Consider the following 11,828-nt stretch of genomic DNA (forward strand, 5'->3'; position numbering starts at 1 on the left):
GGATGCGCCGCGAGGTGCGCGCCACGGCGAACCGGCTGGCCAACTTCGACGACGCCAACCTCCGCCGCTCCGCCCGCGCGGCCGTCGCCGCCGGCGCCCGCGTCCAGCGCGCGCTGGAGATCCTCGCCGACGACGTCCCCGAGCACCTCGCCGCGGCCGGCCGGCTGCGCATGGAGCACAAGCAGGCATCCCTGGAGGAGCTGGGCGCGCTCGCCGACCCGCCGCTCACCAAGGACGCCGTGGCCGGCCGTATCCGCCGGCTGCTGGCGATGGCCGACAAGCGCGCCTCCGACCTGGGCATCCCGGGCACGGAGGCCAACCTCGGCGAGGAGCTGGACGACAAGCTCATGGTCTGACGGGCGGTCAGCGGACCGGCGTCGGCGCCCACTCGGGTGATCGGCGCCGGTTTTCACGTGTCGTGGCGGCACCCTTGACTCGATCATGTTGTGTCATGAGCCTGGCATCTGTTCGCCGCCGTGGCGGACCACTTCCAGGGGGGCACATGAGACACAGAGCGAGATCGATCCTCGCTGTCGGCACGCTCCTGATCGGCGGAGCGGGCTTCGCACCCATCGCCCAGGCACAACCCGGGAACCCCGCGGCCTCCGACACCGACGAGGTCAAGGTCTTCCGCGCCGACGTCACCAAGCAGCAGGTCTCCCTGCTGCTCGCGGCGGGGCAGGACGGTCACGAACTCGGTGAGCGGGTGCCCGACAGGGGCACGGCCACCGTGGAGGTCTACCTCACCGAGGGGCAGGCCGAAAAGCTGGAGGAACAGGGCGTCGACCTCACCGAGCACGCGCTCTCCGCCCGCGCGGAGACCCGCGTCGAGGACGCCGCCGAGGGCGTGTTCCGCCCGTACAGCGGAGCGGGCGGCCTGCGGGAGGAGATCCTGCGCACCGCGCGGGAGAACCCCGACCTCACCAAGGTCGTCTCCATCGGCAAGACGGTCAAGGGCCAGGACATCCTCGCCCTGAAGCTCACCAAGAAGGCCAAGAAGACCAAGGACGGCTCCAAGCCCTCGGTCCTCTACATGTCCAACCAGCACGCGCGCGAGTGGATCACGCCGGAGATGACCCGGCGGCTGATGCACCACTACCTGGACTCGTACCGCACGGACAAGCGGATCAGGAAGATCGTGGACACCACGGAACTGTGGTTCGTCCTCTCCGCCAACCCCGACGGCTACGACCACACCTTCGCCGACGACGACAACCGCCTGTGGCGCAAGAACCTGCGGGACGTCAACGGCGACGGCGTCATCGGCACCGGCGACGGCGTCGACCTCAACCGGAACTTCCCCTACAAGTGGGGCTACGACGACGAGGGCTCGTCCCCCAACCCCACCAGCCAGACCTACCGCGGCGCGAGTCCGGGCTCCGAGCCCGAGACCAGGGCCATCGACGCCTTCGAGAAGCGCATCGGCTTCACCTACGGCATCAACTACCACTCCGCGGCCGAACTCCTCCTCTACGGGGTCGGCTGGCAGGTGGCCACGCCGACCCCCGACGACGTCCTCTACGAGGCCCTCGCCGGCACGCCCGGCAACTCCGCGATCCCCGGCTACCACCCGCAACTCTCCTCCGAGCTGTACACCACCAACGGCGAGGCCGACGGCCACGCGGCCAACGTCAACGGCATGGCGATGTTCACCCCCGAGATGTCGACCTGCCAGACCGTCTCCGAGGCCGACCCCGACGACGAGTGGAACGCGAGCGACTGCCGGTCGGGCTTCAACTTCCCCGACGACGAGCGGCTGATCCAGCAGGAGTTCGCGAAGAACATCCCGTTCGCGCTCTCCGTCGCCGAGTCCGCCGCCCACCCCGACCGGCCGTCCTCCTCGGTCGGCCTGGAGGCCGCGGACTTCACCCCGGCGGCCTTCGGCACGTCGTACGCGCGCGGCGCCGACCAGGAGGTCTCCGTCGTCGTCCGCAAGGCCGTACGCGACAAGGAGCTCAAGTACCGCGTCAACGGCGGCCGTACGCACGAGGCGGACCTCGGGCGGTGGAAGGGCGGCGAGCGGTACGGCGGTGAGGACAACCTCTACTTCGACGAGTACCGGGCCAGGGTGAGGCACGCCGACCCGGGCGACAAGGTCGAGGTGTGGTTCACCGGCGAGGCCCGCGGAGGCCGGGACGTCTCCAGCGAGCACTTCACCTACACCGTCGCCGAACGGCCCCGCGCGGACGTCCTCGTCGTCTCCGAGGAGGGCGCCAAGGCCACCCAGACCCAGAAGTACGTCGACGCGCTGAAGGCCAACGGCCGCCGTGCGGCGGTCTGGGACGTCGCCGAGCGGGGCGCCCCGGACGCGCTCGGCGTACTGAGCCACTTCGACACGGTCGTCCACCACACCGGCGCCGCCGCCCCGGGCATCGCCACCCAGCTCCAGCTGCGGGCCTTCCTCAACGAGGGCGGCCGGCTGATCGAGGCGGGCGAGCAGGCCGGCGGCAGCGTCGACCTCGGCGGCGGCACGCCGTCCGACGACTTCAGCCAGTACTACCTGGGCGCCTACTCCCGCACCTCCACCCCGGGGGCCACGGCGTTCACCGGCTCCGGCGGCCTGGACGGCTTCACCGGCCCGCTCGGCGACGCGCCCGGCAACCCGCTGGACAAGGCCGGCACCTACGGCGTCACCTCCGACGAACTGCCCGTCGGCGCGTACCCGCAGTTCGCCAGTGCCGGCGCCGGACAGTTCCCCGGCACGGTCAACCCGTACGGGCCCTACGCCGGCTCCTCCATGGCCGCCGCCGTGCACACCGACGACGGCTACAAGCGCCTCACCCGCACCATCGACCTCACCGGCACCGCCGCGGCCGACAGGCCCACCCTGCGTACCCAGCTCCTGTGGGACACCGAGCCGGGCTACGACAACGTCATCGTCGAAGCGCACACCGCCGGCGCCGACGACTGGACGACCCTGCCCGAGGCCGGCGGCGCGACCCGCACCACCGTGCCGGCCGAGTGCGCGGCCGGGTTCTACATGGGCGAGCACCCCTGGCTGGAGCACTACCTGACGCTGGGTGACGACGGCTGCGCCGCGACCGGCACCACCGGCTCCTGGAACAGCCTCACCGGCTCCTCCAGCGGCTGGCAGCAGGTGGAGTTCGACCTGAGCGCCTACGCCGGGAAGACGGTCGAGGTCTCCCTCGCCTACGTCACCGACCCGGGCAGCGGCGGCCACGGGGTCCTCGCCGACGAGGCCTCGCTCGTGGTGGGCGGCACCGCGGCCGACACCGAGGGCTTCGAGAGCTCGCTCGGCGCCTGGACGGTCTCCGGACCGCCCGCGGGCAGCCCGGCCGTCCTGAAGGACTGGACGCGCACCGGAGCGCTGTTCCGGACCTACGGAGCGGTCACCACCGGCGACACCGTGCTGCTGGGCTTCGGCCTGGAGCACCTCACCTCCGCGGCCGACCGGACCGCGCTGCTGAGGAAGGCGCTGGCCGCCCTGGACGGGTGACACCTCGCGTCAACGCGCGCTGACGATCCGTAACGAAATCGAGTGACGACGGAGCGTCGGACGGGGCGGTCCGCACCCTACTGACGGGTACGGGCCGCCCTGCCGGGTATGGGGCAACTCGATGTCACGGCCGGGGCCCCGGAGAGGTAGGGTCGGCAGTGGTCGGGGACATCCCAAATACAGCTCGCCGGCACATCGGGCCGGCGTACCAACGAGGAGATCGGTTCGTGACGATCCGCGTAGGCATCAACGGCTTTGGCCGCATCGGTCGCAACTACTTCCGCGCGCTGCTGGAGCAGGGCGCGGACATCGAGATCGTGGCTGTCAACGACCTGGGTGACACCGCGACCACCGCCCACCTGCTCAAGTACGACACCATCCTGGGCCGCCTCAAGCAGGAGGTCACCCACACCGCCGACACGATCACCGTCGACGGCAAGACGATCAAGGTGCTCTCCGAGCGCAACCCCGCCGACATCCCGTGGGGCGAGCTGGGCGTCGACATCGTCATCGAGTCGACCGGCATCTTCACCAAGAAGGAAGACGCCGAGAAGCACATCACCGGCGGCGCCAAGAAGGTCATCATCTCCGCCCCGGCGAAGAACGAGGACATCACCCTCGTCATGGGCGTCAACCACGAGCAGTACGACGCGGCCAACCACCACGTCATCTCCAACGCCTCCTGCACCACCAACTGTGTGGCGCCGATGGCGAAGGTGCTCGACGAGAACTTCGGCATCGTCAAGGGTCTGATGACCACGGTGCACGCGTACACGAACGACCAGCGCATCCTGGACTTCCCGCACAAGGACCTGCGCCGCGCCCGTGCCGCCGCCGAGAACATCATCCCGACCACCACCGGTGCCGCCAAGGCCACCGCCCTGGTGCTCCCGCAGCTCAAGGGCAAGCTGGACGGCATGGCCATGCGCGTCCCGGTCCCGACCGGCTCGGTCACCGACCTGGTCGTCGAGCTCTCCCGCGAGGTCACCAAGGAAGAGGTCAACGCCGCCTTCCAGAAGGCCGCCGAGGGCGAGCTGAAGGGCTACCTCGAGTACACCGAGGACGCGATCGTCTCCTCCGACATCGTCAACGCCCCGGCGTCCTGCACCTTCGACTCCTCCCTGACCATGGTCCAGGAGGGCAAGAACGTGAAGGTCATCGGCTGGTACGACAACGAGTGGGGCTACAGCAACCGCCTCGTCGACCTGACGGTCTTCGTGGGCAACCAGCTCTGATCGCGGAGCGGGCAGCCTGATATGAGTGCAGGGCTCGGCCGGTGCGGCAACGCGCTGTCCGAGCCCTGACGCACGTATCGGAACGGTCGCCCGCTTTCGATCACGAGCGATCACGAGCGAACACGTCGCCGAACATGTCGCTGAACACGTTGCTCTAGCCAGGGAGCCCTCATGAAGACGATCGACGAACTCCTCTCCGAAGGCGTCGCGGGCAAGCGGGTCTTCGTCCGCGCCGACCTCAACGTGCCGCTGGACGGCACCACCATCACCGACGACGGCCGCATCCGCGCCGTGCTGCCCACCGTCGCGGCCCTCGCCGAGGCGGGCGCCCGCGTGGTCGTCGCCTCCCACCTGGGCCGCCCCAAGGGCGCCCCGGACCCCGCCTTCTCGCTCGCCCCGGCCGCCGCGCGCCTCGGGGAACTCCTCGGCGCCGACGTCGCGTTCGCGACCGACACCGTCGGCGAGTCCGCGACCGCCACCGTCGCGGGACTGGCCGACGGACAGGTCGCGGTCATCGAGAACCTGCGCTTCAACGCCGGCGAGACGTCCAAGGACGACGCCGAGCGCGGCGCCTTCGCCGACCGGCTCGCCGCCCTCGCCGACGCGTACGTGGGCGACGGCTTCGGCGCGGTGCACCGCAAGCACGCCTCGGTCTTCGACCTCCCCGCGCGGCTGCCGCACTACGCAGGCCACCTCATCGCCACCGAGGTCGGCGTCCTGAAGAAGCTCACCGACGACGTCAAGCGGCCCTACGTCGTCGCCCTCGGCGGCGCCAAGGTCTCCGACAAGCTCGCCGTCATCGACGAGCTGCTCGGCAAGGCCGACCGCATCCTCATCGGCGGCGGCATGGCGTACACCTTCCTCAAGGCCCAGGGCCACGAGGTCGGCTCGTCCCTGCTCCAGGAGGACCAGATCCCGGCCGTCCAGGAGTACCTGGAGCGGGCCGAGAAGAACGGCGTGGAGCTGGTGGTGCCGGTCGACACGCTGGTCGCCGCGGAGTTCCCCGACATGAAGACCAAGGCGCCGTCCCACCCCGCCAACGTCGCCGCGGACGCCATCCCGGCCGGCCACATGGGCCTGGACATCGGTCCGGAGACCCGCAAGCTGTACGCCTCGAAGCTCGCCGACGCCGCCACCGTCTTCTGGAACGGCCCCATGGGCGTCTTCGAGCACCCCGATTACGCCGAGGGCACCAAGGCGGTCGCCCAGGCCCTCATCGACTCCCCGGGCTTCACCGTGGTCGGCGGCGGCGACTCCGCCGCGGCCGTCCGCATCCTGGGCTTCGACGAGCAGGCATTCGGCCACATCTCGACCGGCGGCGGCGCCTCCCTCGAATACCTCGAGGGCAAGACGCTCCCCGGCCTCGCCGCACTGGAGGACTGACCTCAATGACCACCCGCACGCCGCTGATGGCGGGCAACTGGAAGATGAACCTCAACCACCTCGAGGCCATCGCCCACGTCCAGAAGCTCGCCTTCGCCCTCGCCGACAAGGACTACGAGGCCGTCGACGTCGCCGTCCTGCCGCCCTTCACCGACCTGCGCTCCGTGCAGACCCTGGTCGACGGCGACAAGCTGAAGATCGCGTACGGCGCCCAGGACATCTCGGCGCACGACGGCGGCGCCTACACCGGCGAGATCTCCGGCCCGATGCTGGCCAAGCTGAAGTGCACCTACGTCGCGGTCGGGCACTCGGAGCGCCGGCAGTACCACGCCGAGACCGACGAGATCGTGAACGCCAAGGTGAAGGCCGCCTACAAGCACGGCATCACCCCCATCCTCTGCGTCGGCGAGGAGCTGGAGGTCCGCGAGGCGGGCAACCACGTCTCCCACACCCTCGCCCAGGTCGAGGGCGGTCTGAAGGACCTCCCGGCCGAGCAGGCCGAGACGGTCGTGATCGCCTACGAGCCGGTGTGGGCCATCGGCACCGGCAAGGTCTGCGGTGCCGAGGACGCCCAGGAGGTCTGCGCGGCCATCCGGGGCAAGCTCGCCGAGCTGTACGGCCAGGAGCTGGCCGACAAGGTCCGCATCCAGTACGGCGGCTCGGTCAAGTCCGGCAACGTCGCCGAGATCATGGCGCAGGCCGACATCGACGGCGCCCTGGTCGGCGGCGCCTCGCTGGACGCCGACGAGTTCGTCAAGATCGTTCGTTTCCGCGACCAGTGAGCCGCCCCGGAGGCGAACCGACGGGCCGGGAGTAGGCCGTAGGGCCGATCCGTCGTACCCTTGCGGGGTCCAGCACTGTGCTGGGCCCCGCGTCGTCCATCCGAATCCGAGGAAGTTGGTCCAGCCGTGGTTATGGGGTTCTCCATCGCCCTGATCGTCTTCAGCCTGCTGCTGATGCTGCTGGTGCTGATGCACAAGGGGAAGGGCGGCGGCCTCTCCGACATGTTCGGTGGTGGCATGCAGTCCTCCGTCGGCGGCTCCTCGGTCGCCGAGCGCAACCTCGACCGGATCACCCTCGTGGTCGGTCTGCTCTGGTTCGCGTGCATCGTCGTGCTCGGCATCACCATGAAGGTGAGCAACTGACCCGAGGGCGCGTCACGCACCCATTCCCCAAGCATTCCGCACGTAAGGCCCCATGTTCGGTACGCGCAGCAGAGCGCGGCCTATCATGGGGCCTGCGTCTGGATACGGGGGTGGTAACTCCCCACACTGGACGTGCGTTGGGCCTTACGTAGACTGAGGCGCTCGCAGCGAAGCGGCACGCCGACTCGCTTCGCGGCACCATCACGCAGGGAGTTACGACCGTGGCAAGTGGCAACGCGATCCGGGGAAGCCGGGTCGGGGCGGGCCCGATGGGCGAGGCCGAGCGCGGCGAGTCCGCGCCCCGGCTCCGCATCTCCTTCTGGTGCTCCAACGGGCACGAGACACAGCCGAGCTTCGCGAGCGACGCGCAGGTGCCCGATACCTGGGACTGCCCCCGCTGCGGATTCCCGGCCGGGCAGGACCGCGACAACCCGCCGGACCCGCCGCGCACCGAGCCCTACAAGACGCACCTCGCCTATGTGCGGGAGCGGCGCAGCGACGCGGACGGTGAGGCGATCCTCGCCGAGGCGCTCGCCAAGCTGCGGGGCGAGCTCTAGCAACCACGGGCGCGATCCGGAAACCGCGGGACGCGGTCCGGACCGGTCCGCTTCGGTTTCCTTCCGTCTTCTTCTTCCGTTCTGTTCACCGCTGATCAATTAGGTTGGACACAGCGGGGCCACCCTAGGAAGAAGGCTGAAGTCCGAGATGAACGCAGACGGTCGTACCAGGCTCAACCAGACGCCCGAGTGGACCGCACTGGCCAAGCACCGTGAGGAGCTCGGCGAGGTGCGGCTGCGCGAGCTGTTCGCCGCCGACCCCGGCCGCGGCACCGGGTACACCCTCCGGGTCGGTGACCTGTACATCGACTACTCCAAGCACCTGGTCACCGACGACACCCTGCGGCTGCTGCGCGAGTTGGCCGTCGTCACCGACGTGTTCGGGCTGCGCGACGCCATGTTCCGCGGCGAGCGGATCAACACCACCGAGGACCGGGCCGTGCTGCACACCGCGCTGCGCGCCCCGCGGGACGCGGTGGTCGAGGTCGACGGGGAGAACGTCGTCCCGGCCGTGCACGCCGTCCTCGACAAGATGGCCGACTTCGCCGGCCGGGTCCGCTCCGGCGAGTGGACGGGCCACACCGGCAAGCGCATCCGCAACGTCGTCAACGTCGGCATCGGCGGCTCCGACCTGGGCCCCGCCATGGCGTACGAGGCGCTGCGCGCCTTCACCGACCGCGACCTCACCGTCCGCTTCGTGTCCAACGTGGACGGCGCCGACCTGCACGAGGCGATCCGCGACCTCGACCCGGCGGAGACGCTGTTCATCATCGCGTCCAAGACCTTCACCACCATCGAGACGGTCACCAACGCCACCTCCGCGCGGACCTGGCTGCTGAACGCGCTCGAGGACGAGGCCGCCGTCGCCAGGCACTTCGTCGCCCTGTCGACCAACGCCGGGAAGGTCGCCGACTTCGGCATCGACACGGCGAACATGTTCGAGTTCTGGGACTGGGTCGGCGGACGCTACTCCTACGACTCGGCGATCGGCCTGTCGCTGATGATCGCCATCGGCCCGGACCGCTTCCGGGAGATGCTCGACGGGTTCCGGATCGTCGACGAGCACTTCCGCACCGCCCCGGCCGAGGCCAACGCCCCGCTGCTGATGGGCCTGCTGGGCGTCTGGTACAACAACTTCCTCGACGCGCAGTCGCACGCGGTGCTGCCGTACTCGCACTACCTGTCGAAGTTCACCGCCTACCTCCAGCAGCTCGACATGGAGTCCAACGGCAAGTACGTCGGCCGGGACGGGCGCGAGGTCGACTGGCAGACGGGGCCGGTGGTGTGGGGCACGCCGGGCACCAACGGGCAGCACGCCTACTACCAGTTGATCCACCAGGGCACGAAGCTGATCCCCGCGGACTTCATCGGCTTCGCCGAGCCCGTCGCCGAGCTGGGCGACGAACTCAAGGCCCAGCACGACCTGCTGATGGCCAACTTCTTCGCCCAGACGCAGGCCCTCGCCTTCGGCAAGACCCCCGACGAGGTGCGCGGCGAAGGGGTGCCGGAGGAACTGGTCCCGCACAAGACGTTCAAGGGCGACCACCCCACGACCACGATCCTCGCGCGCGAGCTCACGCCGTCCGTGCTCGGCCAGCTCGTCGCGCTCTACGAGCACAAGGTGTTCGTGCAGGGCGCCGTCTGGGACATCGACTCCTTCGACCAGTGGGGCGTCGAACTCGGCAAGGTCCTCGCCAAGCGCGTCGAGCCCGCCCTCACCGAAGGCGCCGACGTCCCCGGCCTGGACGCCTCCACCAAGGCCCTCGTCGCCACCTACCGGGAGCTGCGCGGCCGGCAGTGAGACCCGGGTGCGGGAAGCGGGCGGCGTGACGCCGCCCGCTTCCCGTAGACTCCCCCGCGATCATCACGGCGAACGCTCGGGGGAGCACAAGGTGGCACGTACGTCCGGGAGTTGGACCGGCGGCACACTGAGGGTCCGGACCTTCCTGAAACCCCACCACGTCGCCGGGGCGGTGTTCCACCCCGCGTGGATCCCGCAGCCGCTCGACCCGTCCATCGAGCGGCTCAAGCGCTTCAGGGTCATCGCCGGGGCGATCGCCTCCGTCGGCGTCTACACCGTCCTGGAGGGCGGCTTCGACATCACGGAGCTGCTGGAGAACGCGCTGACCGCCTCGGCGGTGCTGCTGTTGCTCACGCCGCTGACGGTCGGCGTGATGCTCTTCGCCTGGCGGCGCACCGGCACCGTGCGCCAGCTCCGGGTACCGCTGCTCAACTCCCTCAAGCTGCTCCTGCTGTTCATCGGCTGCGTGGTCGCGACGGTGCTGCTGGTGCAGACGACGAGCGGGTCGAACAGCATGCTCGTGATCCTGGGCGGCGGCCTGACGATGATGTGGATGGCCGTCTTCCTGGTCGCCGGAGCCGTCCGGGTGTCCGGCAACTTCTTCGGCACGGCCGCCGTGCACCGCTGTCTGCCGGCGCTGCTCGCCACGGTGACCAGTTGGCTGATGGCGATCCCGGATCTCGTCACCGGCGATCTGCACGGGCTCGGCCTCACCATGGGCGTCGTCTTCATCCTGGGCGCCCCGGTGACCGTCACGGCGATCGCCCTGGCGGAGGCGGGCCGGCTGAAGCGGCGCTACGGTATTCGGCTGGGCGCTCATCCGTCGAGCCTTCCGCCGGTCCCGGGCCCCGTTCCGCCGATGCCGCCGATGCCGCCGGCGGGATTGTTTCACGTACCGCCGCAGGGGAACCCCTACGTCCGTGGTGGGGGCGGCTGACCGGCCGACGCCGTCGCGCCGAGGGGTTTTCTTCGCCCCCGCCGCCCCTTCCCGTCCCGAAACCGGGGCTCCGCCCCGGACCCCGCTCCTCAAACGCCGGAGGGGCTGAAGATCAGCCCCTCCGGCGTTTGAGGAGCGGCGACCCCGGAGGACGGGAGGGGGAAGGGGGCGGCGGGGGCGAAAGAAGTCAGGCCACCGCGCTCAGTGTGTCCGCGAGGCGTCGTCGGGCCGCTCGTGCCGCCGGGAGGGCGGCGAGGCCCGCGGCCCCCAGCACCGCCGCCGCGCCGAGAGGCACGAGCAGCGCGGGGGAGGGGAGCCGGGCGATCCCCGCGCCGATGCCGCTCGACCTTCCCTGGGCGTCGATCAGCCAGCGCGCCAGCGGCAGCCCCAGGGCCATGGCGAGGAGCACGGCCGCCAGAGCCGTACCGGCCGTGGCGGTGACCGTGACGGCGGTGATCTGCCGGGGGGTCAGGCCGATGGCCTTGAGGGCCAGCAGATCGCGTTCGCCCTCGCGGACCGTGCCGCCGATCGCCGTCAGCAGCTCGATCAGCCCGATCAGCGCGAGGACCACGATCAGCCCGAGGACCACCGCGCGCAGCGGGGACAGCCCGTCGGCCGGGTTGGCCACGGCGTGCACGTCCAGATGGCCGCGGCCCGCCGCGGTCAGCCGCTCGGCGACCGCGGCCGGGTCCGCGCCGGAGTCCAGCCGGAGCTGGTAGAGGGCCGGCCGCAGGTCCGGGTCGTTGGCGCGGAGGGTGTCCAGCGAGGTGGAGATGACCCGTCCGGCGTTCTCCGGTTCGATGCTGCGGCCGACGATGTGCAGGATCTGCGGCTGGTCACCGACGGTCATCCGCACCCAGTCGCCCACCCGCACGTGCAGCAGGTCGAGCAGCCCCTGACCGGCCACCGCCTCGTCCGGCCCGCGCGCGGGGCGCCCCTCGGCCAGCGTGAACGGGTACGGCTCCGCACGGGTGCCGAGGCCGCGCAGGGCGATGGTGGCGGTCTGGCCGGGAACCAGCGCGGCCACCTCCACACCCGGGTAGGCGGCGGTGACCCGCGGGTCGCGCTCCAGCAGCGCGCGGGTCTCCCGGTCGCCCAGCGAGGCGTCCGCGCGGACACTGAGCGCCGTGGGCAGCCCCATCCGCTCCGGACTGCTGTGGAACCGGTCGATGGTGGTCCACGCGCTCAGCGCCACCACGATCAGCAGCAGCGGCAGCGCCAGCCTGCCCACCGCGCCCAGCGAACGCGGCCGGCGGGTGAACGCCTTGTGCCAGCCCAGGACCAGCGCCGGCGGCACCCGCGCCCCCAGCGCC

The 11,828-nt window shown here is 70.7% G+C and carries 10 protein-coding genes; 9 read left to right on the top strand and 1 reads right to left on the bottom strand.

The features are described from left to right. The 9 genes from whiA to B7767_RS12915 all read left to right on the top strand — a co-directional run. A partial coding sequence (gene whiA, locus B7767_RS12875; protein ID WP_107486049.1) for a DNA-binding protein WhiA occupies positions 1-356 on the top strand: 356 nt, incomplete at its 5' end. A gap of 146 nt (positions 357-502) precedes the next feature. After that, complete coding sequence (locus tag B7767_RS12880) at positions 503-3,457, top strand: M14 family metallopeptidase (RefSeq protein WP_085572309.1); 2,955 nt, start codon at positions 503-505, stop codon at positions 3,455-3,457. Between the two features lie 227 nt (positions 3,458-3,684). Next, positions 3,685-4,692 carry a type I glyceraldehyde-3-phosphate dehydrogenase gene (gene gap / locus B7767_RS12885; RefSeq protein ID WP_085572310.1) on the top strand — a complete coding sequence of 336 codons (1,008 nt, stop codon included), beginning with the start codon at positions 3,685-3,687 and terminating at the stop codon, positions 4,690-4,692. A 171-nt stretch (positions 4,693-4,863) separates the two neighbouring features. Next, positions 4,864-6,075, top strand: a complete 1,212-nt coding sequence (pgk, locus tag B7767_RS12890; RefSeq protein WP_085572311.1) for a phosphoglycerate kinase — start codon at positions 4,864-4,866, stop codon at positions 6,073-6,075. Between the two features lie 5 nt (positions 6,076-6,080). Then, a complete protein-coding gene (gene tpiA, locus B7767_RS12895) occupies positions 6,081-6,857 on the top strand; it encodes a triose-phosphate isomerase (protein WP_085572312.1) in 777 nt (258 codons plus the stop codon). Between the two features lie 132 nt (positions 6,858-6,989). Beyond that, complete coding sequence (gene secG / locus B7767_RS12900) at positions 6,990-7,220, top strand: preprotein translocase subunit SecG (RefSeq protein ID WP_179167131.1); 231 nt, start codon at positions 6,990-6,992, stop codon at positions 7,218-7,220. A gap of 221 nt (positions 7,221-7,441) precedes the next feature. Further along, positions 7,442-7,777: an RNA polymerase-binding protein RbpA gene (locus tag B7767_RS12905; RefSeq protein WP_085572314.1), complete on the top strand. Its 336-nt coding sequence runs from the start codon at positions 7,442-7,444 to the stop codon at positions 7,775-7,777. 148 nt (positions 7,778-7,925) lie between these two features. Next, positions 7,926-9,578, top strand: a complete 1,653-nt coding sequence (pgi, locus tag B7767_RS12910) for a glucose-6-phosphate isomerase (protein ID WP_085572315.1) — start codon at positions 7,926-7,928, stop codon at positions 9,576-9,578. 91 nt (positions 9,579-9,669) lie between these two features. Further along, a complete protein-coding gene (locus B7767_RS12915) occupies positions 9,670-10,515 on the top strand; it encodes a hypothetical protein (protein WP_256923423.1) in 846 nt (281 codons plus the stop codon). A 187-nt stretch (positions 10,516-10,702) separates the two neighbouring features. Here B7767_RS12915 and B7767_RS12920 read toward each other — a convergent pair. Then, positions 10,703-11,828: ABC transporter permease (locus B7767_RS12920; RefSeq protein WP_143652391.1), on the bottom strand; the 1,126-nt coding region annotated here is incomplete at its 5' end.

The organism is Streptomyces sp. 13-12-16, from assembly GCF_002114215.1.
Taxonomy (GTDB): domain Bacteria; phylum Actinomycetota; class Actinomycetes; order Streptomycetales; family Streptomycetaceae; genus Streptomyces.

Coding starts and splice junctions, on each gene's coding strand:
- pgk (WP_085572311.1), top strand. CDS start 4,864: ATGAAGACGATCGACGAACTCCTCTCCGAAGGCGTCGCGGGCAAGCGG.
- B7767_RS12880 (WP_085572309.1), top strand. CDS start 503: ATGAGACACAGAGCGAGATCGATCCTCGCTGTCGGCACGCTCCTGATC.
- pgi (WP_085572315.1), top strand. CDS start 7,926: ATGAACGCAGACGGTCGTACCAGGCTCAACCAGACGCCCGAGTGGACC.
- secG (WP_179167131.1), top strand. CDS start 6,990: ATGGGGTTCTCCATCGCCCTGATCGTCTTCAGCCTGCTGCTGATGCTG.
- tpiA (WP_085572312.1), top strand. CDS start 6,081: ATGACCACCCGCACGCCGCTGATGGCGGGCAACTGGAAGATGAACCTC.